Source organism: Listeria farberi, from assembly GCF_014229295.1.
Lineage (GTDB): Bacteria > Bacillota > Bacilli > Lactobacillales > Listeriaceae > Listeria > Listeria farberi.
Map to the genome: position 1 here is coordinate 373,247 of NZ_JAARZL010000001.1, position 23,941 is coordinate 397,187.

At 36.7% G+C, this 23,941-nt stretch carries 20 protein-coding genes and 1 riboswitch; of the genes, 14 read left to right on the forward strand and 6 right to left on the reverse strand.

Features of this window, described 5'->3' with window-relative positions:
* Nucleotides 1-7: 7 nt before the first annotated feature.
* Entirely contained in the window at nt 8-835 is an 828-nt protein-coding gene (hisJ, locus tag HCB38_RS01830) for a histidinol-phosphatase HisJ (protein ID WP_185318077.1), read from the forward strand.
* Here hisJ and HCB38_RS01835 read toward each other — a convergent pair.
* Complete coding sequence (locus tag HCB38_RS01835; protein WP_185318078.1) at nt 820-1,116, reverse strand: MGMT family protein; 297 nt, start codon at nt 1,114-1,116, stop codon at nt 820-822. The genes hisJ and HCB38_RS01835 overlap by 16 nt on opposite strands.
* A gap of 75 nt (nt 1,117-1,191) precedes the next feature.
* On the opposite strand from HCB38_RS01835, the gene HCB38_RS01840 reads away from it, so the two are divergent.
* On the forward strand, nt 1,192-2,223 hold the full coding sequence (locus HCB38_RS01840) for a nucleoid-associated protein (RefSeq protein WP_185318079.1): 1,032 nt from the start codon (nt 1,192-1,194) through the stop codon (nt 2,221-2,223).
* 41 nt (nt 2,224-2,264) lie between these two features.
* On the opposite strand, the gene HCB38_RS01845 is transcribed toward HCB38_RS01840, so the two are convergent.
* Nucleotides 2,265-3,560 (reverse strand): NCS2 family permease, encoded by a 1,296-nt coding sequence (locus tag HCB38_RS01845; RefSeq protein WP_003765667.1) that lies wholly within the window; start codon nt 3,558-3,560, stop codon nt 2,265-2,267.
* 93 nt (nt 3,561-3,653) lie between these two features.
* Nucleotides 3,654-3,755: riboswitch (purine riboswitch) on the reverse strand.
* Between the two features lie 121 nt (nt 3,756-3,876).
* Between HCB38_RS01845 and gmuD the strand changes: the two genes are divergently transcribed.
* The 3 genes from gmuD (at nt 3,877) to HCB38_RS01860 (ending at nt 8,174) form a co-directional block, all read left to right on the forward strand.
* On the forward strand, nt 3,877-5,271 hold the full coding sequence (gene gmuD, locus HCB38_RS01850) for a 6-phospho-beta-glucosidase GmuD (RefSeq protein WP_185637383.1): 1,395 nt from the start codon (nt 3,877-3,879) through the stop codon (nt 5,269-5,271).
* A 43-nt stretch (nt 5,272-5,314) separates the two neighbouring features.
* On the forward strand, nt 5,315-6,043 hold the full coding sequence (locus HCB38_RS01855; RefSeq protein ID WP_012681135.1) for a GntR family transcriptional regulator: 729 nt from the start codon (nt 5,315-5,317) through the stop codon (nt 6,041-6,043).
* A 343-nt stretch (nt 6,044-6,386) separates the two neighbouring features.
* Nucleotides 6,387-8,174 (forward strand): MucBP domain-containing protein, encoded by a 1,788-nt coding sequence (locus tag HCB38_RS01860; protein ID WP_185637385.1) that lies wholly within the window; start codon nt 6,387-6,389, stop codon nt 8,172-8,174.
* A 105-nt stretch (nt 8,175-8,279) separates the two neighbouring features.
* Here HCB38_RS01860 and HCB38_RS01865 read toward each other — a convergent pair whose 3' ends face one another.
* The gene (locus HCB38_RS01865; protein ID WP_185318082.1) at nt 8,280-8,738 is read right to left on the reverse strand and encodes a threonine/serine exporter family protein; all 459 of its coding nucleotides are present in this window, start codon (nt 8,736-8,738) and stop codon (nt 8,280-8,282) included.
* A gap of 13 nt (nt 8,739-8,751) precedes the next feature.
* A complete protein-coding gene (locus HCB38_RS01870) occupies nt 8,752-9,504 on the reverse strand; it encodes a threonine/serine exporter family protein (RefSeq protein ID WP_185318083.1) in 753 nt (250 codons plus the stop codon).
* Nucleotides 9,505-9,668: 164 nt separating this feature from the next.
* Here HCB38_RS01870 and HCB38_RS01875 point away from each other — a divergent pair, with 164 nt between their 5' ends.
* Nucleotides 9,669-9,878, forward strand: a complete 210-nt coding sequence (locus tag HCB38_RS01875; protein ID WP_003741632.1) for a YdbC family protein — start codon at nt 9,669-9,671, stop codon at nt 9,876-9,878.
* Between the two features lie 21 nt (nt 9,879-9,899).
* The gene (locus HCB38_RS01880) at nt 9,900-10,559 is read left to right on the forward strand and encodes an alpha/beta hydrolase (protein ID WP_185318990.1); all 660 of its coding nucleotides are present in this window, start codon (nt 9,900-9,902) and stop codon (nt 10,557-10,559) included.
* Nucleotides 10,560-10,595: 36 nt separating this feature from the next.
* Here the strand turns inward: HCB38_RS01880 and HCB38_RS01885 are convergent, their stop codons facing one another.
* Both HCB38_RS01885 and HCB38_RS01890 read right to left on the reverse strand, forming a co-directional pair.
* A complete protein-coding gene (locus tag HCB38_RS01885; protein WP_185637387.1) occupies nt 10,596-11,780 on the reverse strand; it encodes a class I SAM-dependent rRNA methyltransferase in 1,185 nt (394 codons plus the stop codon).
* A 90-nt stretch (nt 11,781-11,870) separates the two neighbouring features.
* On the reverse strand, nt 11,871-13,271 hold the full coding sequence (locus HCB38_RS01890; RefSeq protein WP_185637389.1) for an invasion associated endopeptidase: 1,401 nt from the start codon (nt 13,269-13,271) through the stop codon (nt 11,871-11,873).
* Between the two features lie 424 nt (nt 13,272-13,695).
* On the opposite strand from HCB38_RS01890, the gene secA2 reads away from it, so the two are divergent.
* The 7 genes from secA2 (at nt 13,696) to HCB38_RS01925 (ending at nt 23,941) form a co-directional block, all read left to right on the forward strand.
* Nucleotides 13,696-16,026 carry an accessory Sec system translocase SecA2 gene (gene secA2 / locus HCB38_RS01895; protein ID WP_185637391.1) on the forward strand — a complete coding sequence of 777 codons (2,331 nt, stop codon included), beginning with the start codon at nt 13,696-13,698 and terminating at the stop codon, nt 16,024-16,026.
* 115 nt (nt 16,027-16,141) lie between these two features.
* Nucleotides 16,142-17,311 (forward strand): AI-2E family transporter, encoded by a 1,170-nt coding sequence (locus tag HCB38_RS01900; protein ID WP_185318087.1) that lies wholly within the window; start codon nt 16,142-16,144, stop codon nt 17,309-17,311.
* A 270-nt stretch (nt 17,312-17,581) separates the two neighbouring features.
* The gene (locus HCB38_RS01905; protein ID WP_185318088.1) at nt 17,582-18,295 is read left to right on the forward strand and encodes a WxL domain-containing protein; all 714 of its coding nucleotides are present in this window, start codon (nt 17,582-17,584) and stop codon (nt 18,293-18,295) included.
* Between the two features lie 70 nt (nt 18,296-18,365).
* The gene (locus tag HCB38_RS01910) at nt 18,366-19,391 is read left to right on the forward strand and encodes a WxLIP family cell surface protein (RefSeq protein WP_185637392.1); all 1,026 of its coding nucleotides are present in this window, start codon (nt 18,366-18,368) and stop codon (nt 19,389-19,391) included.
* 17 nt (nt 19,392-19,408) lie between these two features.
* Nucleotides 19,409-21,874, forward strand: coding sequence for a hypothetical protein (locus HCB38_RS01915; RefSeq protein WP_185637394.1), 2,466 nt, complete (start codon nt 19,409-19,411; stop codon nt 21,872-21,874).
* 112 nt (nt 21,875-21,986) lie between these two features.
* Entirely contained in the window at nt 21,987-23,390 is a 1,404-nt protein-coding gene (locus HCB38_RS01920) for a cryptochrome/photolyase family protein (protein ID WP_185637396.1), read from the forward strand.
* A 137-nt stretch (nt 23,391-23,527) separates the two neighbouring features.
* The gene (locus HCB38_RS01925; protein ID WP_185318092.1) at nt 23,528-23,941 is read left to right on the forward strand and encodes a DUF2177 family protein; all 414 of its coding nucleotides are present in this window, start codon (nt 23,528-23,530) and stop codon (nt 23,939-23,941) included.

The window sequence follows — 23,941 nt, forward strand, 5'->3', positions numbered from 1 at the left end:
GTTGAATATGAAAAGAGACGGGCATACACATACAGAATTTTGTCCACATGGTTCGCATGATGATGTGGAAGAGATGATTTTAAAAGCGATTGAACTGGGTTTTGATGAGTATTCTATTGTTGAGCATGCGCCACTTTCGAGTGAATTTATGAAAAATACTGCTGGTGATAGTGAAGCAGTGACGACAGCGAGTATGGCAATGAGTGATCTCCCTTATTATTTTAAGAAAATGAATCATTTAAAGAGAAAATATGCGAGCGATTTATTAATACATATCGGGTTTGAAGTGGATTATTTGATTGGTTATGAGGATTTTACGCAAGATTTTTTGAATGAGTACGGGCCGCAAACGGATGATGGAATATTGTCGTTACATTTTTTAAAAGGACAAGACGGCTTTCGCTCAATTGATTTTTCAGCGGAAGATTATAATGAAGGAATTGTGCAATTCTATGGTGGGTTTGAACAAGCGCAACTTGCTTATTTAGAAGGCGTGAAACGGTCCATTGAAGCGGATTTAGGAGCTTTTAAACCGCGGCGAATCGGGCATATTTCATTGTGCCAGAAGTTTCAGTATTTTTTTGGAGCAGATGCAGCTGATTTTTCAAGAGATGTTATAGAGGAATTTCAGACAATCTTTGCTTTAGTGAAAAAACGTGACTATGAGCTTGATTTTAATACGGCGGGTCTATTTAAACCACTTTGCGGAGAAACATACCCACCAAAAGAAATCGTGACGTTAGCTAGAGAGTTACAGATTCCATTAGTCTATGGGTCGGACTCACACGGCGTTCAAGATATTGGGCGTGGTTATAACACTTATTGCCAAAAATGATCTTTCATTTTTACGTGTCCATTCTCTTTAAATGTTATACCTTCTGATAAAAGGAGGTCGCGCTGTTCTTCCCAACCCGGGACAAGCCGACCTGCTGCATTTACAACACGATGACAAGGTGTAATTTGGTCACGCTTCGAATGTTTCAGCGTAGTACCAACAAGTCTCGCATTTCTAGGAAAACCAATCATATAGGCGATTTGACCGTATGTGGTCACTTTACCGCGCGGGATTTGGCGAACGACTGTATAAACGCGGTCTTCAAAATCTGCTGGAATCATTACGCACCTCCGTTTTTCATAATAAATTTAGTATACAGGAAATATCTATTTTATAAAAGTTAGGATGATAAAGGAATGCCAGATTTTTCATACGCAAAAATTACCAAACTCGTGGTTCATTTTGCTGGAAACAAAGCGAGAGAAGAGGGAACGGAAGTCTCGGCGAACGTGCTCGCTGATATAGGTTCGGAAATGAATCAAACACTAGCTTCTATTTTCTTAGAGCCATTTACCAAAGATGAATATTTTAAGTTTACCCATGAAACAGACTTGGATTTTAATGAAGTCCGGACTTTTGCTGCGAATATGTTTGCCATGGAAGAAGAATTTTTGGATGAATCCAAGAAGATTTTAGAGCATTTATATAGCGAAACAACCCACCCAAATATTAAAAGTGGCGATGTTTGGATTTTCTTTATTGAAGGCTGTGTTGTAGATGGCGATTTTACGAACGGTATCGGGATTTTCAAAGTCGAAAATAAAGAAGTCTTTCTTAAAAATGATTTCAACGGCAGAGAATTTCAAATTGATTATGATAAAGGGATTACCGGGACAGATCTGGATAAAGGCTGTTTGATCTTTAATGTTGATCATGACACAGGAAATAAAGTGTTAATTTTAGATCGGCTTAATCGCGGTGATTCTGTTTATTGGAAAGATAAGTTTTTAAGTATTGATAAAATAACGGATGAGAAATTTTATACGGAAGGTTTTGTGGAAGTTTGTACTGATTATATTAAGCAACGCGAGGAGTCGCTACTTGATAAATCGAATTTTGTGAAAGCGACGAGCGAATATTTGGCAGGCGAAGAAACGTTAAATATTGCGGAATTTGCCCGTACGACAATTGAAAAACCGGAAGAAATTACCGAATTCAATACAATGGTCGATACGTTCGAACGAGAAAATAATGTCCGTTTTCCAGAAACTTTCCAATTAGATGAAGAAAAGCGGGAAAAACTCTCGAAAAAAATTCGCAAAACGATTAAACTTGGCAAAAACATTTCAGTTGTCGTGAAAGATTTAGAACAACTAGAAGAAACTGATTTTGTCCAAGGTTATGACGAGGAAAAAGGCAAAAACTACATGATTGTTTATTACGATTAAAAGAAAAACCGAGGATTCCGCATCCCCGGTTTTTTTGCTGTCTAAACGACGAACATAAAGTACAGTATAAACAGCACCATCATCACATACATAATTGGATGTACTTCTTTATAACGACCTTTAAGCACCATTGTAATTGGATAGAAAATGAAACCAATCGCGATACCAGTTGCAATAGAGAAAGTAAGTACCATCATTAAGATAACGAAAAATGACGGAACAGCTACTTCGAATTTAGTCCAATCAATATGAGCGACATTGCCAATCATTAGTATCCCTACAATGACAAGTGCAGGAGTTGTAACCGCACTTGTAATCACGCCAAGGAGCGGAGAAAAGAATAACGACAGCGAGAAACAGATAGCAATAACGACAGCTGTTAAACCTGTTCGACCACCAACCGCAACGCCGGCAGTTGATTCTACATAAGAAGTAGTTGTTGAAGTCCCAAAAATCGCTCCAAAAACCGTTGCCAAGGAATCGGAAAACAGCGAACGACCTGCGCGTGGGATTTTATTATCTTTTACAAATCCAGCTTGAGTCGCAACCGCAACAAGCGTCCCGGCAGTATCAAAGAAATCAATAAAGAAAAATGTCAAAATAACAATGAGCATTTGCGGTGTGAAAATATCTGGCAAGTGAATAATTGCTTGACCAAATGTTGATTCCATACTTGGTACAGAAGAAACAACTTGAGTCGGCACATCAATAAGCCCAAACAACATTCCAGCAACAGCGGTTGTTGCCATTCCGAAGAAAATCGCACCTTTCCAACCAATTGTCATATAAGCTACAGTTATAATAATCCCAAAAACGGCCAGTAAAACCGGACCAGAATGTAAGTCTCCAAGCGCTACAATAGTAGAGTCATTTGGCACAATAATTCCAGCATTTTTAAGCCCTAAAAAGGCGATAAAAAAGCCAATTCCAGCACCAACTGCAAATTTTAGTTCTGTTGGAATTGCATTAACGATTTTTTCGCGAAGTCCGGAAAGAGTTAAACAAATGAAAACTAAACCAGAAACAAGCACTCCAGCTAGCGCGGTTTGCCAAGGAATTCCCCACTGCGCACAAACCGTATAAGCAAAAAACGCATTTAATCCCATACCAGGAGCGAGTCCGATTGGGTAATTAGCGATAAGTCCCATTGCAAGTGAACCAACGACTGACGCAAGAATCGTTGCTACAAAAACAGCTTTTAATTCCATTCCAGTCGTTGCAAGCATAGATGGGTTGACGAAAAGTACATAAGCCATTGACAGAAAAGTCGTTAGCCCCGCGAGTATTTCTGTTCGAACAGTCGTCTTGTTCTCGCGTAGTTTGAAAAGTTTATCCATTAAAAAAAGCCTCCCTATTTATGTTGTCGCACATAACGGAAAGAGCATAGGTAAAAAAGGGAATAATAAATAAAAAAAGCAAAAAAATCCCAATTAAATTTTACAATAGCTCGTAGCCTGGCATTTTACGGTTGCCTGGTAGAAACGAACGGTCCATATTACCGAACTTATACGACTTTATTATTGTAGCGGATTAGCCGATTTTTGGCAATACGTGTAAGAAATAAAAAACAAAAAACAAACTTTTGTATAAATAAGTTTATACTTTTAAAAAAATAAGGTATAATAAAATCAAATAATAGTTGGAGGTAAAAAAATGACTTATAAATTTCCAGATAATTTTTGGTGGGGGAGTGCAGCATCCGGCCCACAAACAGAAGGAGCAGCAGATGTAGACGGTAGAAAACCAAGTATTTGGGATCACTGGTATAAAATCGAACCAGGTCGTTTCTTTAATGATGTTGGTCCTACAAACACATCTAATTTTTACTATCAATACAAAGAAGATATTGTTTTAATGAAGCAAACAGGACATAATTCTTTCCGTACCTCGATTCAGTGGTCGCGCCTTATTCCAGATGGTATTGGCGAAGTGAATCCGAAAGCGGTTGATTTTTATAATCGTGTTATTGATGAAATGCTTGCAAATGATGTCGAGCCATTTATGAATTTATACCATTTTGATATGCCAATGTCGATGCAAGAAAAAGGTGGATTTGAAAGCCGGGAAGTAGTGGATGCATATGCTACTTTTGCAAAAACTTGTTTTGAGTTGTTCGGAGACCGCGTGAAGCACTGGTTCACGTTTAACGAGCCTATTGTTCCTGTTGAAGCAGGTTATTTATACGATATGCACTATCCGAATGTCGTTGATTTTAAACGCGCGACACAGGTTGCTTATCATACTACTTTAGCTCATGCCCTTGCTGTGAAAGAATTCCATGCCCTTGAAATTCCAGAAGGCCAAATCGGTATTATTTTAAACTTAACGCCATCATATCCAAGAAGCCAAAATCCAGCTGATTTAAAAGCGGCTCATATTGCGGATCTAATTTTCAACCGTAGTTTCCTTGACCCCGTAACAAAAGGGGAATTCCCGGCTGACCTTGTAGAAATTATTCGCGAACATGACGCGCTTCCAGAATATACGGAAGAAGATTTGGCGATTATTAAAAACAACATTATTGATATTCTTGGTGTAAACTACTACCAACCGCGCCGTGTGAAAGCGAAAGAATACGCAGCTCATCCGAATGCGCCATTTATGCCTGAACATCTTTTCGATAATTATGAAATGCCGTATCGCAAAATGAATCCGTACCGTGGTTGGGAAATTTTTGAAAGAGCGATTTATGATATTGCGATTAATCTTCGTGACAACTATGATAATATTCCATTCTTCATTTCTGAAAATGGTATGGGAGTAGAAGGCGAAAGTCGTTATCGTAATGCAGACGGAATGATTGAAGATACGTACCGAATCGATTTCATTAAGAGTCACTTGAAATGGCTGCATAAAGCAATTGAAGAAGGTTCTAACTGTCATGGTTACCATCTTTGGACATTCATGGATTGCTGGAGCTGGGCCAATGCTTACAAAAACCGTTACGGCTTAGTTGAAGTTGATTTGGACAATGATTTCAAACGTACTGTAAAAGCATCTGGTCATTGGTACAAAGAACTTTCAGAAAACAATGGTTTTGAAGACTAAATGTGATAAAATAAAAGTATTATGTGTAAAGAGGTGAACTTCCGTGGCTCAGAACCAGACGAAATATAGCTTTATTGCTGAAGAAATCCGCAAAAGAATTATGAATCACGCTTATCCGCTTAATCAACCTATTCCTGATGAGATAACTTTGGCGAAAGAGTTTGATTGTAGTCGAATGACAATGAAAAAAGCACTGGAAGTCCTTGTACTTGAAGGCTTACTATACCGTAAACGTGGGCATGGTACTTTCATTATCAAATCGGCGCTGGACGCGGACCGCTTGCAGATTCATAACCAAGAGGTAAACGGCTTCACTAAACTTTTGAATGGGAAGAAAGTTATAAGTAAAGTAATTGAGTTTAAAGTCATTTTTCCAACTGAAGAAATTGCAGAGCGCCTTCATATTGAAATGGAAACGCCAATCTATGACATTCTTCGTGTTCGGCTAGTAAAAGACGAGCCATATGTATTAGAACATACGTATATGCCAGTCGGAGTTATCCCGGGCATTAATCAGCAAATTTTGGAAGGGTCGATTTATTCATATATTCAAGATGATTTGAACCTGAAAATTGCTAGTTCTTATAAACAAATTCGCGCGGATAAAGCGACACAGCTTGACCAGCAATATCTCGATTGTGCTTCTGATGATCCGGTTGTCGAAGTAGAACAAACCGTCTATTTAAATAACGGACTCGCTTTTGAATTTTCTAAATCGCGTCATCGTTATGATAAATTTGTTTTTACTACTGTGAACATTGCTAGACGGTGAAAATATAAAGCTCCTAGACTATAGATAAATGAGAAATCATTTGTCTATAGTCTTTTTATGTGAAAAAATACAAGTTTTTGGTTTTGTTTAAGAATAAAAGTGGAATAAAATAATTAAACGTCTATGAAATGCCAGTTTAAAGTATGGAGTTTCCTTACTGTTCACATAATCCTAACTTTTTTGACGTTAAATGTTCACATTGCACACTAATTGTTCACATAGTTCTAATTTTTTTTACCTTTATACATAGTAGATAAACACATAGGATAGTATAATGTTGGAGGTAAAACATGTACGTTTATGTTTTACTCAAATTAAAAAACGAAAAAGGAGGGAAATTAATATGAACAAAAAACTAGGAATGTTTTTGTTCGCAGTAATGCTAATATTCGCAGGCTTTCTTTTAGGAGATTCTGAAGTATATGCTGCTGAAAGTGATACCAGTGATATTACTTACAAATATATTGATTTTGAAACATTAACCGATGAGCAAAAAGATAGTATTATAGAAGGTAACCCAAGTGAGGTTCTTACAAATGACTATGAAAACTATTCTTTTGTTTATAAAAAAAATACTTCAGGTGGTTCTCCCAATCCAGATAATAATCAAGCGGGAGGAAGCAACAATAATGGTATTTCTGTATCTGAAGTTAGTTCAGGTGGAGATTCAAACAACGGAAATTCCGGAAATGGGAACTCAGACAATGGGAATACACTTCTGAAAACAGGAGATGTTGGTCCTGATGTTTACTTAATTATCTTAGGTTTTGTTTTATTAGGAAGCGGTATTGGGCTTCTTACTCTGAAAAAAAGACATGCAAAACAGCTTTTGTTGTTCTTGGTTGTGTTTAGTGGAGGAAGCTTAATGATTGGTTCTGTTGCTCAAGCAGTAGAGAACACCAACATAAAACCAGAAGAAACAATGACTGTTACAAAAGGAACAAAAGAAACTAAAAAACCCGCAAGCATTGAAGGATACACTTATGTAGGCTATATTCATACAAGTGAGAATGATATTACGCCGCCAACACCGCCTGTGGAACAAGGAACGGTAACAGTGAATTATCAAAATGAACAAGGAGATTCCATAGCATCAAGTGAAACATTAAAAGGTAATGTGGGAGAAAAATATCAAACAGTACAAAAAGATATTGCAGGTTACGATTTTAAAGAAGTACAAGGAAATACAACAGGAGAATTTACAAACAAAGCGCAAGTAGTAACATATATTTATGATAAAAAACCTGTTCCTGCTGCTAACTTAACTATTGAATATCTAGATGAAAATGGTAATCAAATTCATGAGCCAAAAATAATTACTGGTAATGTGGGGGATCCCTACGATGCAACAGTAGAACTAGATCAACTGCAAATCGAAGGATATACGTTAGATACAAGTAAATTACCAGCAAATGCAACAGGCGTATTAACTAATGAACCACAACAAGTAATTTATATCTATGAAAAGAACCCTGTTCCTGCTGCTAATGTAACTATCGAATATGTGGACCAAGATGGTACACAAATCCATGAACCAAAAGTAATGAGTGGTAATGTGGGAGATCCATATGATGCAACAGGAGAAGCTAACCAACTCCAAATCGAAGGCTACACATTAGATACAAGTAAACTACCAGCAAATGCAACAGGCGTATTTACTAGTGAAGCACAACAAGTAATTTATGTCTATACTAAAAACCCGTTAGCAGATGTTACAATAACAGTTAAGTTTGTTGATATGAATGGAAATCCATTTACTGTCCCAGATTTCACAACCATGAAAAACGGTGAATTTGTTCCTAACTACCCTAACTTAAACCAATATCAATTGAAGTTAGATTATAATCAACAATTATATAATCAAAATCAATTAGTGCCAGATATTGTTATTCAGGGAAAAGAAGGAGAAACCTATTCTTTACCTTCAAGAATGACTTTTAATATAATAGATGATAAAGGTAATCCTGTTCCTTACCTTGTTTCCCTCGATCCAGATGATAGTCAGACTGGGATAATTAATTATTATAATATTACTTCTGTACCAGATAATCGTGAAGGCGTCTTGACTGATAAAGATGTTGTAGTTACTTACAAAATAGAGGGCTATGCAATATTAATCCCAGCTCCTTGATTAAGTAATGAAACATGTTTATTGAACGAAAGTAAAAATACGTATCAAAATCTACCAGTAGATTTTTGATACGTATTTTTTTTAGTTTAAAAAATTGGCTTTCCTCTATATGTGCTCTTTACGCTCACGAAATGCTCTAATACTATGATTGAATACTTCTGAGAGCATTAACCCCGCTGCTATAGCGCCAGCAACCACTGTAACTTGCACGGAAAAACCAATTGCTTCTGTGTAGTCGCCTAACACAAAGTTCCGTACAGCTTGGTAAGCAAGTCCCCCTGGAACAAGTGGTACAATTCCTGGAACGTTAAAAATCGTAATCGGTAATTTCTTATATTTCGCAAAAAAGTGACTTAGTACAGCGACAACAAAAGCTCCAGCTAATGAAGATGCCCCAGTTCCAGAATCCATTTGCATTAAGGTCCAGTAAGCCATCCAGCCAAAAGTACCAGTGATACCACAAGTATTCAGCGCTCTTTTTGGCACGTTTGTAATAATCGCAAATGTGACAGTTGCAACATAACTCAGTACTAATTGAATAATAATTGTCCAAACTAAATCCATCATAGCGCCTCCTTTATAAGAAAAAGCGGAAAATAACCGCAATTCCAATTCCTATTGCACAAGAAGTAAGTAGCGCCTCCGTTCCACGTGCCATTCCACTAAGTAAATGCCCAGCAATCAAATCTCGAACCGCATTCGTAATTGGCACCCCGGGAACAAGCGGCATCACACCACCAATAATCATCGTGTCTAAATTAATACCCCAACCAATCGAAATTGTTAAAACAGCTAATAGTCCAACACTCAATGAAGCTAAAAATTCTGCCAGAAACTTCACTTTCATAAAAATTTGCGTATAGTAAAAAATAATAAAACCAATCGCGCCAATAATACAAGTTGGAATAAAATCAAACCAACCACCGCCAAAAATAACCATTAATGAGCCACTAACGAGCGAGGCAGCGAAAATTTGCAACCAAATAGGAAAATAGCGAACATCTTTATCTAAATTAATGAGTTTTGTATGTAATTCTTTTAAGGAAATTCTCTTTTCAGCGAAATCCCTGGAAAATTCATTGACCATAGATACTTTTTCTAAATTAATTGTTCTTGTCGGTATTTGTTGTAACTGCACATTACGCTCACCTTCAAGTGACATAAAAAGCCCAGTTGGCGTCACGAAACTAATCCCTTTTTTATTACTAGCGATGGTGGCAATCCGGTTCATCGTATCTTCCACACGATACATTTCTGCGCCACTTTCCATCATTATTTTACCGGCCATTAAGCATGTTTCCAGTAAATAATCCGTTGTTTCATTCGTCATAACTAAGCACCTCCAACCCTTTCGTACTTCTCAATCGTAACGCAATCAATCTAAAAATTCTAGTAGGAAGGGTGTTTTTTTGAAATTCACGATTGTTTCAATGTAAATTGGGGTAAATGTTTGTTAGTATGGTAGATATAGTTTCAGAAAGGATAAGGATTATTTTGGCAAATATTGAATATGAAATCATAGAAGAAATAGGCGTATTATCCGAAAATGCACGTGGCTGGCGGAAAGAGTTAAATAAAATAAGCTGGAACGGCCGTCCGCCTAAATATGATATCCGCGACTGGTCAGAGGATCATGAAAAAATGGGAAAAGGGATTACACTAACTGATGAAGAGGCAGAAGTACTAAAAAAACTGTTAGATTAAGGGCTGGTGTAAAGAATGAAAATGTATGCGTATGATATTTATGAGCCAATTGGAAGGAAAGATGGGGAGATTTTTCCAGTGATATTCGCACTTCACGGATTTGGTGGGGATGAGCTTGATATGGCAGGACGATTAGAATTATTAATGGATCGTTTTGTTGTTGTCTCTATGCGAGGGGACGTTGAATATGGACCAACTTATGGATTTTATCATATGGTAACAGAGGGCGATCCAAATACACGTGAGGTTGATTATACTAGCTTACGAGTCGCACAATTTATTGATGAAATTTGTAATGAATATGTTTCTATTGATAAAAATCAAATATTTCTTGCAGGTTTTGATCAAGGAGCAGTGTTAACCATCTCTATAATGCAAAGTTATGGCGGACAATACAAAGCTGCTGCGCTACTTAGTGGTCGTTTGCCACATTATTTAGAAGAAAGACCAGCTAATTTAATGTTAAAAGATAAACGTATTTTTATCGGTCATGGCATAGAGGATGCGGTTATACAAATAGCCGAAGCAGAAGAAATTGCTCAGTTTTTCGAGAAAATGGGATGTAATGTAGAAAAACATAGTTATTTTGTTGGCCATAATGTCAATGAAGCAGAAGAAGACGACCTATACAGCTGGTTTGAAAGCTTCTTACCAAACCAAAATCAACCAGTAAAAAAATAATAATAAAACAGCGACCTAGTAATTGGCCGCTGTTTTTTATTTATCCAAAGTGAGAAAAAGAACTTTTAAATAATTCCCTTCAGGAAAGTTTTTGTTTACTGTGAAGTCTGCTGGAAGTGAATGCGTTTCGACAATTTTATAAGTACGATCACTTGTTTGAAACGCTTCGGCAATTAGTTTTTTAAATGCTTTCATCCCAAATCCCGCATAGTTTGTAGAAGCAATAATGGTGCCATTTGGAGCTGTAATATCAATAATTTCACGTAGCATAGCTGGATAATCTTTTGCAGCACGGAAGGTTACTTTTTTTGTGCGCGCAAAGCTTGGTGGATCAACCACTACTAAGTCAAAAGTTAGTTTTTTTCGTAAAGCGTATTTGAAATAATGGAAAACATCCTCTACGATTATAGTTTGCGAACTTGGATCTAGCCCATTTACTTCAAGTTGTTCTTTTGTTTTACTAAGCGACCGACCGGCAACGTCCACACTAGTTGTTTTACTAGCCCCGCCAAATAGAGCTGCTACGGAAAACGCTCCTGTATAAGAAAAAGTATTTAGTACGTTTTTGGAAACAGCATAGTCTTCGCTTATTCGTCTCCGTACATCTCGCTGATCAAGGAAAATACCAGTCATCCAACCATCATCTAAATAAGTAGCATAATTAATGCCGTTTTCTTTAATAATCAGCGGGAAACTAGCTTTTTGCCCAGCGACAAAATCCTCTTTTGTATCTTCTTGAAAACGTCTTTTTTCGTAAATACCTTTGACTTCTGGAAAAGATAAGAAAATCTCTAAAATCATTTTTTGGAAAGAATATACACCAAGGCTATACCATTGAATAACAAGATAGCCGTCATAAAAGTCAGCAGTGAAACCACCAAAGCCATCGCCTTCACCGTTAAAAATCCGAAAAGCCGTAGTAGAATCATCTGCAAATAAAAATTGACGCTTTTCGATAGCCGTTGTAATGACAGTCGTTAAAAAGTGCTCATCAAGTTTTTGCTTTTTATCCCAGGTGAAAAGCCAGCCATCGCCTTTGTTTTGTTTTCCGTGATACCCTCGAGCTATAAATTGACCATTGGTATCTATTAATTCTACTAGGTCGCCTTCTTGTAAATCTTTTGGCCATTTTTCGAAACGTTCTTTTAGAATTAAAGGATAGCCTTCTTTATAGCCTTTAGTAAATTTAGGAAATAATTTTAGTTTTATCGAGTTTTTCATCATGCACCGTCTTTCATTAAGATAAAATTCCAACAAAAAACCTGTGAAGCGAACTTCCTGCTCCACAGGTTACTTTAAGTTATTAATTAATTATACGCGACCAAAGCCAACAAGATATTTACCCCAGCCAGAACCGTGGATATTATCATATTTAACGCCATTGTCTTGTGCATTAATCATTTGACCATTACCAACGTAAATACCAACGTGAGAAATTCCGCTACCATAGTCAAAGAATACTAAATCACCAGGTTTTGCTTGTGATTCGGAAATTCTTGTAGTGCTAGCGTATTGTGCGCCAGACGTACGTGGAAGAGAAATTCCAGATTTTGCGAATACGTATTTAGTGAAACCGGAGCAATCAAATGTAGTTGGTCCGTTACCACCCCAAGAGTATGCTTTTCCAAGATGTTTTTGAGCTTCAGCGATTAAAGCACTTGCACTCGCATTGTTAGTGGAACCTTGGTTTGTATTCGTATTCGTATTCGTATTCGTGTTTGTATTTGTATTTTTTGATGGTGTACTTGCATTTGTGTTGTTGTTTGTTGTAGTTGTTTTATTTGTGTTAGTAGACGGAGCAGGAGCTGGTTTCGCAGCTTGAGTTGGTGCTTTAGTAGTTGTTTGTTGTTCCGTTGCAGTTTCTTTTTTCTCCGTAGTAGCAGTATTCGTATTTGAATTTTCTTTTACTACTGGAGCTGTTTGTTTTTCAGCTGCAGGAGCTTGAGTTTTTGTTTCTGCTTTTGGAGCTACTGTTTTAGTTGGTTGTTTAATAGCTAATTTTTGACCTACATAAATAGAAGAAGAAGATAAATTATTCCATGACATAATATCTTGAACAGAAACACCGTATTTCACGGATAATGCCCAAATTGTGTCGCCGCTTTTAACATTATGTGTAGTAGCGTTTTGATCTACTACTGGAGCTTCTTTAGTTTCTGCTGCTTTTGGTGCAGGAGCAGTTTGTTGCGTAGTTGGTTGTTTTACTTCTGCTTTTGCTTCTGTAGCAGGTTTAGCCTGTTGTGTTACTTCTTTTTTCACTTCTTGAGTAGCAACAGCTGGTGTGCTAGTTGCTTTGTCAGTTAAGTATTTACCGTTAACGTAACCAGTTTTTCCATCATTGTAAGTAATTTTGTGCCAACCGTTTGATTCTGTTGTTTCAACAGTTACTTTAGTTCCACCTTTAATGGAAGTAAGAATGCTGTGGTCAACTCCAGCGCCAGAACGTACGTTAAGCCAAGTTGCGCTAACAGATTTCTCTGCTTTTTCTTCAGTAGCAACCTCGTTTACTTGTAGTTTTTGACCTGGTACGATTTTATCAGTGGTTAAATTGTTTGCTTTTTTAATGGCGTCAACAGTAGTCCCTTTGCTTTGAGCGATACCCCAAAGTGTATCTCCAGCTTCAACTACTACTGTGCTTGCGGATGCGATAGTTGGTGCAGCAAATGCTGTAACCGCAATCCCAGCTGTAGCCGCGATAGTTGCTTTTTTCATATTCATAAAACTCCTCTCTTTTTTTCAGAAAATCTCAGTACGCAATTAGTAATTGAGAATTAATTTTATAGTGATTAATACTTAGTTTACCCAGTTTTTACGCAAAAAACAAATGAATAAAAACTGTTTTAAAAAGAGATAGCGGACTATACCAACTATTTGTAATGAATTTGTAATAAAGGAAAAGCGAACGTGCATTCTTAGGGCTTGAGATGTACTGCTGGGGAGTCCTTTAAGGTGTAAGTAAGATATGAACAAAAAGCAATAACTTTCGCTATGAGAAACCTATTGTTGTTCGTTAATAGAAAAATTTAATACATTTGTAATATAATTCTCATCAATTTTTCGTTTTTACTAAACCTGAAATAAATTGCCAGATGACTTTGTGGTATTCTATAATAGAAGGTATGGAGGATGTTATATAATGAGACAGAATTATGATGATCGCAAAATTGTGAAACAGTACAGAGAAATAGCCCGTCAAATCGTTAGAAAAGAGGGCTTATATAAAAATATGGACCAAGATGAACTTCGCGAACAAACGAATTTTTGGCGCGAAAAATTTAAAACAAAACCAATGACAGAACGAGATAAGATTAATATTTTTGCATTAGCAAGAGAAGCGGCAAGTAGAATTATTGGCTTGGATGCCGTTGTCGTTCAATTAATTGGTGCGCTTGTTCTTGGTGATGGTAAAGTGGCAGAGATGAAAACCGGTGAAGGTAAGACATTGATGTCATTATTTGTGATGTTTATTGAAGTGATGCGTGGCAACCGTGTCCACCTTGTTACTGCGAATGAGTATTTAGCAAGACGGGATCGGGAAGAAATCGGGCAAGTGTTAGAATATCTCGGTATTTCGGTTGCTTTAAACGAATCTGGTTTAGATAAAGATCAGAAAAAAGCGATTTATACAGCAGATGTCATTTATGGAACAGCTTCTGAATTTGGTTTTGATTATTTACGTGATAACATGGTTCGTCAAAAAGAAGATAAGGTACAAAGTGGACTCGATTTTGTTTTGATAGATGAGGCAGATTCCATTTTAATAGATGAAGCACGAACTCCTTTACTTATTTCTGATCGTAAAGAAGAAGATTTATCGCTTTATCAAACTGCGAATAATCTTGTGCAAACAATGATGAAAGATGATTATGAAATAGAAGAACATAAACGTTTTGTCTGGTTAAATGATGCAGGAATTGAAAAAGCACAAAAATTTTGGGGTGTTGAATCACTTTATTCCGCGGAAGCACAAGTGGAACTCCGTATTACAATGCTTCTAATGCGCGCTCATTTTTTGATGCATAAAGATAAAGACTATGTCGTTCTAGATGGGGAAGTTTTAATTATCGACCCGCATACTGGTCGTGCGCTTCCAGGACGCCGCTTTAATGATGGCCTTCACCAAGCTATTGAAGCAAAAGAAGGTGTGGAAGTAAAAGAAGAATCGCGCACGCTTGCGACAATTACAATTCAAAACTATTTCCGAATGTATAAGAGACTCTCTGGTATGACAGGTACAGCGAAAACCGAAGAAGAAGAATTTCGGCAGATTTACAATATGGATGTAGTCGTAATACCAACGAATTTACGCGTGAATCGTGAAGATATGCCGGACGATATATTTTATACGAAAAAGGAAAAAGGGCGAGCGATTGTTTACGAGGTCTCTTGGCGTTATGAAAAAGGTCAGCCAACTTTAATTGGAACTTCTTCTATTAAAAGTAACGAATGGATTAGCGGTTTACTTGATGCCGCTGGAATTCCTCACCAAGTTTTAAATGCTAAAAACCACGCCCAAGAAGCGGAAATTATTGCAAAAGCTGGGAAGCGCGGTATGGTAACTTTAGCAACGAATATGGCAGGCCGAGGAACGGATATAAAGTTAGATGCGGATGTTCATAAACTTGGTGGATTAGCAGTAATCGGGACTGAACGTCATGAGAGTCGTCGAATTGATTTACAGTTAATGGGCCGTTCTGGCCGACGTGGTGACCCTGGTTTTAGTAAATTTATGATTTCATTAGAAGATGATTTATTAGAGCAATTTGAAAGTAAAAGTTGGGAAAAACTGTCCACAAAACTTAAACGTAAAGCACCTCGTGATGGAAAGCCTGTTAACTCGCGCAAAATTCACTCTGTCATTGTAGATGCTCAGAAACGTTTAGAAGGTGCAAATTACGATATTCGGAAAGATTTGCTTTCTTATGATGAAGTTATCGATTTACAGCGGAAAATGGTTTATAAAGAGCGCGACCAACTTTTAGAACGAAATAAGCTTGGTATCTCTTCGGAAAAAATTCTTCGGGAAGTTGCGGAATATTCATTTATTCATCCACTTGAACTCGAGGAAGAAGAGCTGGAGAAATACTATAGTCGCCAAAAAGAATTACTTGGTGGCACTAAATTTCCCATCTCTTTCGATCAAGTGACATTGATGGATCCAAGAGAAGTAGTGGAAGAAATTGTCTCTTGGCACAAAAAAGAACGTAATAAATTTCCAGTTGAAACAATTACTGCAATTGAAAAAGAAGTGTATTTAAACTTAATGGACCAAATGTGGGTAATGCATCTCGACGCTATGGTTCAATTGCGGGAAGGCATTCATTTACGCGCATATGGACAACAAGATCCGCTCGTTATGTATCAAAAAGAAGGCGCGCAATTATTTGAGAAATTCCAAGCTGACTATCATTTTTATTTTGCGCATGCTTTACTTGAATTAGATCCAGATGGATTGATTCAAGGATAAATTACAACTTACGCCTGATTTTTTTCAAATTTATGGGTAATTTAGTGAGAACGAGGGTATTAACCTATATAATAGTAACAAACAAAAATAAATTTAGACAAAAGAAGGTGGAAAAGTGAAGGGGACATTAACAAAATTCAAACAGTTTTTTATTGAGAATAAGTTTGTACTAGGATTATTAATTTTCTTGCTAGTAGCGCTTGATATTTATGTATTAACGAAGATTGCCTTTATTTTTGATCCACTAATGGTAATACTTAAAACCGTTGCTGCACCAATTATTTTAGCAGGAATTTCCTATTACTTATTTAACCCAATAATTGACTGGTTGGAGAAAAAAAAGTGGAAACGAGGCTGGGCAATTGCCTTGTTATACTTAGTAATTATCGGTTTAATCATTCTATTATTTAGTTTTGTTATTCCAGCAGTGAAAGACCAAATTGTTAGCTTATTTAAATCATTCCCAGGTTATTGGGACCAAATCACTCAAAAATTTAATGAATTTAGCCGTTCAAGCTTATTTGATCAAATAAAAGATAAATTAAGCACTAATATGAGTGATATTATGAAAACTCTTTCGACGAAAGGGACTTCCGTTATTAATAGCGCAATTACTAGTATAGGAAGTATTGTTGGAACTGTAACTGAAGTGGTACTAGCTATTGTGACTACACCGCTTGTATTATTTTACTTATTAAAAGATGGGAAAAAGTTGCCAGACTTCCTATTAAAAATGCTACCTGTAAATGGTCGTGCGCATACACGTCAAGTACTTGGTGAAGCAAACCACCAAATTAGTTCTTATATTCGTGGCCAAATTATTGTTAGTTTGTGTATAGGTATTCTGCTATTTATTGGTTATTTAATTATCGGTTTACCGTACGCATTAACGCTTGCAATTATTGCTGCATGTACTAGCATTGTTCCATACTTAGGACCAGCAATCGCTATTACACCAGCTATTATTATCGCAATCGTAACTTCTCCTTGGCTATTAATTAAATTAATTATTGTATGGTGTGTTGTTCAATTATTAGAAGGTAAATTTATTTCGCCTCAAGTAATGGGTAAAACATTAAAAGTACATCCAATTACAATTTTATTCGTTATTTTGGTAGCAGGAAATCTGTTTGGAGTGCTCGGAGTTATTTTTGCAGTACCAGGTTATGCTGTACTTAAAGTAGTTGTAACACATGTATTTATCTGGTTCAAACGAATTTCAGGGCTTTACGGAGAACAACCTGAGAGTGAATACGTTGTAACGCCTCCTGAAGAAAAAGAATAAAACTAACAAGAGTTCTATTGGTTAGAAAGGTATTTTCTAGCTTAATAGGGCTCTTTTTTGATGAATAAAAAATGAGTAAAAAAGTTCACAAAAAAGACATAATTTTTTTCTTTACAAGGTGAGTCCGTTAATAGAGCGATTTCTGTGTAATTTTTTTAACGTTTATAAAAAATAATGTGATAAAATTTATCATTTTTCATAAGTTGTACATATTTTTGGAGCTCTTTTCATCATATTATAAAGATAACGTATGACGAAAGGAGAAACAAAATGATTTTCAAAAAAACATTAATTGTAGGATTAATTGGCATAACTTCAGTCACACTTTTTGCACCGTCTGCTTTTGCAGTATCTTCAGAAGGGGATTCAAAAGCATCAATTAAATTTAAAGCGGGGACTGGGATAGTTAATCCGGTAGATCCAGAAGATCCAACAAAACCAATAGATCCACTAGATCCAAGTAATCCGACTGACCCTGGAACTGGAAATACTGGTTCACTAACAATGGATTACGTATCTTCTGTAAATTTCGGAGAGCATGAAGTTTCATCCACAGAACAAAGCTATTCTTCCACTTCTAGAAAGCCGTTTATTCAAGTATCTGACCGCCGGGGAACAGGCGCTGGTTGGACAGTTACGGCAACAGCTACTGCTTTTAAAGATGAGGAAGGAGCTGCTTCACTATCAGGAGCTAAACTGTCATTTAAAAATGGGGAAACTGTTTCTTCCAGTACAACAGCAACAACTCCAACCGCTGTTCAAACAGTGGAATTACCTGCTGACGGAACTTCAATTGTAAATGTTGTTTCGGCAAAAGAATCAGAAGGTATGGGAACATGGATTAATCGTTGGTTTGGCGCGACACCAAATGATGTAGCTAGCTTAAATGACAATGTTAAGTTAACGATACCAGCAGGAAGTGCAACACTTGGAGACCATGAAGCAACAATTACATGGACATTATCTGACGCACCTGGTGTTTAAAAAATTTGCGTTTAGAATTTTATTTCTAGACGCAAAATTTTTTATTAAAGGCGATGAAAGGAAGGTTTAATTGAAAAAAAGGTTTCTTAGCATATTATTCCTCGTTCCATTATTAATGACATTCGGCAATTTTACAGAAGCAAAAGCAGCAGAAGGGGATGTCGGCTATTCCGTTCAAGCTAATATTCCGGACAATCAAATAGATAAAAGACAAACCTACTTTGACTTGAAGATGAAACCAAAACAAAAGCAAACAGTAGAAATAGATGTAATGAATAGCTCGAATGAAGAAATTCAAGTAGAAGCATCCGTCAATTACGCAACTACCAATCGAACTGGTGTGATTGATTACACGAAAAACGACCTTTCTAAAAAAGATAAAAGCCTAAAGTACCCATTACCCGCATTAGCTACAATACCAGACGACCAAAAACTTCTAACGATACCTGTAAACGGCAAAAAAACCGTTCAAGTTACAATCGAAATGCCAGACGAATCAATCGATGGAATTGTTTTGGGCGCAGTACAATTCAAAAAGAAAAATCAAACGGAGACCAAAAAAACAAAAGGTGTCTCACTAAAAAATGAATATTCCTATATTGTTGGTATGCAGTTATCTGAAACCGACAAACAAGTCAAACCACATATGAATTTATTAAGTATTAAACCAACTCTTATCAATTATCACACAGCGATAGTTGCCAAATTACAAAACGACCAACCAGTTATTATCAAAAATCTAAGTATTGATGCAAAAGTTTATCAAGATGGTTCGGATAAAATGCTGTACCAAACTAAAAAGGCAGATATGACGATGGCACCGAATTCCAGTTTTGGCTTTGGAATTGATTGGGAGAATAAACCATTAAAAGAAGGTAAATACAGATTGAAAATGACTGCTACGAATGGCGTAGAAACTTGGAATTGGGATGAAACATTTACGATTGGTAAAAAAGATCAAGGCTTAAATAAAGAAGCAGTGAATTTGAAACAAACGAGCCAATGGTTGTATGTTGCGATTGCTGCAGGTGTTTTACTTATAGTATTAATTATTATTCTAGTAATTAGAAAACGAAGAAATAACCAAGAAAAATAAAGAAAGGAGCTGGCACATTGGCTTTCAAAAAATTAATGATTGTATTGACCATAGCGGCTCTTTTTCTAAGTTTTAACCTAGTAGTAGATGCTGAAACTGGTAGTGATAATTTAGCGGCAAATGAAGCGGTAGTAACTAATTTCGCGGAACTGAAAGCAGCTATTTCAGAAAACAACGGGATTGATACTGTTTATTTAGGAGCAGATGTTGAATTATCTGGTGGCATTGTTATTCCAGCTTCGAAACAAACTTTTACTTTATCAGGAAAAAATCCAGCAACTGGTGAAATTCACACATTAACCGAAACAATGGCATCAGCAGGAGCGCAGAGCAGTGTCATCACAGTTAACACAAATACAGGTACAAAAGAAACCACATTAAAAGATATCAATGTTATTGGGAAAAACTACTATGGAACTATTTCGGTTTATGGGGCTGCAAAAGACGTCGTTCAAAACTATGAAAATGTTCATTATCAAGGTCCGCAAATGATTTATAATTTAAATGGAATAGCAAATTTCAAAGGGACAAATGATATAACGATTGCCTCCGTTGTAAGCGGATCAGCAGCAGTAAATGAAGTTGCGGAAATTAAAGGAGTAAACGTTTCTGGAAAACTAAATATTAATCATGCAAGCGGAAATGCGAATAGTGCGTTCTGGTTTGGTGGCGGAACAGCTGATGTCAATGCTTTTACAGTTGAAGAAAATGCAGATGTAACCGTGCTTTCTAACGGGACAGGGATGTTTTATCGCTCAGGCGCAAAACCAATTGATATTGATGTAAAAAAGAATGCGAAATTAAATATTACCTCAAACAATAATATTTTTCGAGATACGCCAGGTGGGGCAGTTAAAATTGCTGAGGGCGCCGATGTCAATATAAAAAAAACTGCTGGTACCGGTCCGCTTCTTTGGGTAGCTGGTAATATTACCATCAGTCCAAATGCGCGCTTTATTTTGGAGGGAATATCTGGTAATGGTTATATGATTAGATTTGATAACGCAAATGCTGAAATAAATGTTAATAATCCTTTAAGTTTTGCCATTACTTCCAATATAAATGGTTCATTATTTTACTGGCCTTATGCAAATAAATTTAATTTTGAAGCACAGGTTATAAACTATTGGAACACTGCTGGAGGAATTGGTAGACCTGATTTACCAAATTATAGTTTTAGTTTACCAAACGCCGAAAATGTTGTTGGGAATTTAAGTTACACGAATGGTGGAGCAACACAAATAATTTCTACGAATGCTGACTTAACTCCAACTAATTTTAATATGTTTGCAGCGAGAGCAATAGCAATGGGACAAATAGAAGGTACAATCAATCAAGTAACAGATGAAGATAATAAAATTACAGGAACAGCAACACCAAACGCAGTAATAATGATTTCTTACACAGAAAGTGGTAGTATAAAATGGATGGATGGGCAAGCAGATTCGATGGGCAATTATCAAATGACTATCCCAACTAATTATATAAAACCGTATACTAAGTTAAGTGTAAGAATCAGACATGACTTAAAAAGGATAGATTTTACTTCTATTGTAAAAGACGTCACTCCACCAAATGGAGATGCTGTTCCGCAAGTATTAAACATAGGGGATTCGCTCCCGGATGCATATAAATTAGTTACGAACATTACAGATCACTCAGATGGTACGACAGGTGAAGGTGTTACTATTACCATACTAAATGAACCAGATACGAATGTATTTGGACCTACAGAAGCAATTGTTAGGTTAGAAGACAAGGCGAATAATTACGCTGATATTCATGTACCAGTTTTTATTAAAGATGATTTGACAGAAATACAAGATGAGCAAGCATTACGAGCAAAAGATTTTTCCGCCAATGTAAAAGACTTCATTAATCTTAATGATGAAGAAATGAAACAATTCATTCTAGATAAATCGGAAGCACAAGCGTTCAATATCTTAACTGGTAAAGATTTAACGCCTGATGTGAAAGTAACAAGCACAAATCTAAAAAAAGAAACCGGAACATACACAGCCACCATCCAAATTGGAACTTTGACAAAAGAAATTACCATTCAAGTAACTGGTGAGCTGAAATTCAACCATGTGCCAGCAACAATGTCTTTTGAATCGATCGAACTTAATAATCAAAAAAGTATCGCGAAACGAAATACGGATTTTGATTTATCTGTACTTGACTCACGAGGAGCAGGTAGCAAGTTCAGCGTGACAGCATCAGTGAAATCACCGCTAACTTCAACAACGAATCCAGCACACACATTACCTAATGGGCTTATTTTCATTGATAACAATGGCGAGAAAAAACCGCTTTCGGATGAACCAATGACTATTTACCAGTCCAATGCGACCAATGACATGATTGTTCCCATTACGTGGGCAGAAAATCAAGGCATCCTTGTAGAAGCAGACGCGGCTCACGCTTATACGGATGAGGACTACGAAACAACGATTGAATGGACATTGACGGATGCTCCGTAGAAAACCTATTAATTAAAGTTAATAGGTTTTTTGCGTTATAAGCCCTTTGTTTTTCTATATCTAGTCATTTCTCGTATAATAACGATAAGTAATGTGCGAAAGGTGGGAGCAAATGACTTCAGTAATGTGGTTTCGTAGAGATCTTCGAGTAAATGATAATAAAGCTCTTTATCATGCCTGTAAAGAAGAAGATTTAATTTTGTTATTTCAAGTAAATCCAGAGCAATTTATCAAAGGGAGCCCTAGTCACCAAGCATTTTTCGCGAGTGTAGCCCATTTTAAACAAGAACTAAATAAAAACACCCATTTGCAAATCATGTTTGGCGATCCAATCGAGCTCTTAAAACAATTAAAAGAAAAAATACCAACTTGGGATAAAGTTTTCTTCAACCGCGATGAAACAGGCTACGGAGCAAGTCGAGATGAGGCAGCTCAAGCATTCTTTGCTGATAAGGAAATCACAGTTCACAGCTATCACGATAGTTACCTTCATTCAGCCGAAGAAGTGAAAAAATCCGCTACAGAATACTACAAAATTTTCACTCCTTACTACAAAAAATGGCGCGAAGAAATAAAAGAAATACCTTTAAAAGTCGCTTTAAAACCAGAAAATATTAGGAAAGAAAGCCTATTTCCAAAATATGAGGAACAGTTTAGAGAATTGATTCAAGATTTACCAGCCTTTGATTCCGGTGAAAAAGCAGCAAATACGAGACTTGCAAACTTTGTAAAAGAAGACTTAGCAAACTATGATAAAGCAAGAGACGTCCCAGCACTTGATAAAACGAGTCATTTATCACGCTATTTACGAACGGGAGAGATTTCGATTCGTACAGTTTGGCAGGCGCTTCAAAAAGAAGAAGCTACAGAAGGACGAGCAACATTCGAAAAAGAACTGTGCTGGCGGGACTTTTATAATATGATTTATGTTTCTTTCCCAAAGCAAAAAAATGAGCCTATTCAAGAAAATTATCGTTTTATTGAATGGGAAAATAATCGCGAATTTTTTAAGAAGTGGCAAGACGGGCAAACCGGTTTTCCGCTTGTCGATGCTGCGATGCGCCAATTAAAAGAAACCGGCTGGATGCATAATCGCCTAAGAATGATTACGGCTTCCTTTTTAACGAAGGATTTACTGATTGATTGGCGCTTTGGCGAAAAGTATTTTCAACAGATGCTAATTGATTACGACCCAGCGAGCAATATTGGTGGTTGGCAGTGGGCGGCTTCGACTGGAACAGATGCAGTGCCGTACTTTAGAATTTTTAATCCAACAACTCAATCGGAAAAATTTGATCCAGATGGTACATTTATCCGGAAATATGTAAAGGAATTACGGGATTTGCCTGCTAAATTTATTCATCAGCCAGAAAAAATGTCTGAAACAGAGCAAAAAGAGCATGGTTTGATTTTAGGAAAAGATTATCCGTTCCCGATTATTGACCATAAAGAGCGACGAAAATTAGCGATTGCGCGATACGAGTTTAGCAAGGAGCATTCTAGGGGAAATATATAGATAATGAATCAATCATTGCGTTAAATGATTGATTTTTTTATGGCTGAAAGTAAGAAGAGTGGGTCTTGAGCAATCTTTTAGGAGTAAGAACCTAGGTATGTTAAAATTCACTTATCAAGTGATAAGGGGGAGTCGAAATGGCGCAATTTTTAAAGCTATTTGTAACAAGTGCTGTAGTTTTCTTAGTTTTCGATCTTTTTTGGTTACTCGTAGTTTCTAAGAAAATGTATCAGCAGTTTATTGGGGAGTTAATGGGGGATGTAAGGCTTGCTCCAGCAGTAATTTTTTATTTTATTTATGTTGTTGGGGTTACTTTTTTCGTATTAATGCCTGGAACGGAGAAAGGTAGCTTAGGTTACACGATTTTAGCCGGAGCATTATTTGGTTTAGTTTGTTATGCTACGTACGATTTGACGAACCTAGCAACATTAAAAGATTGGCCAATTACGATGACAATTATTGATCTTATTTGGGGAACAGCTGTGACGACTGTGACTTCCGTAATTGTTTACTTCATTAATCTACATTTCTTCTCGGGAGTAGGTTCCTAA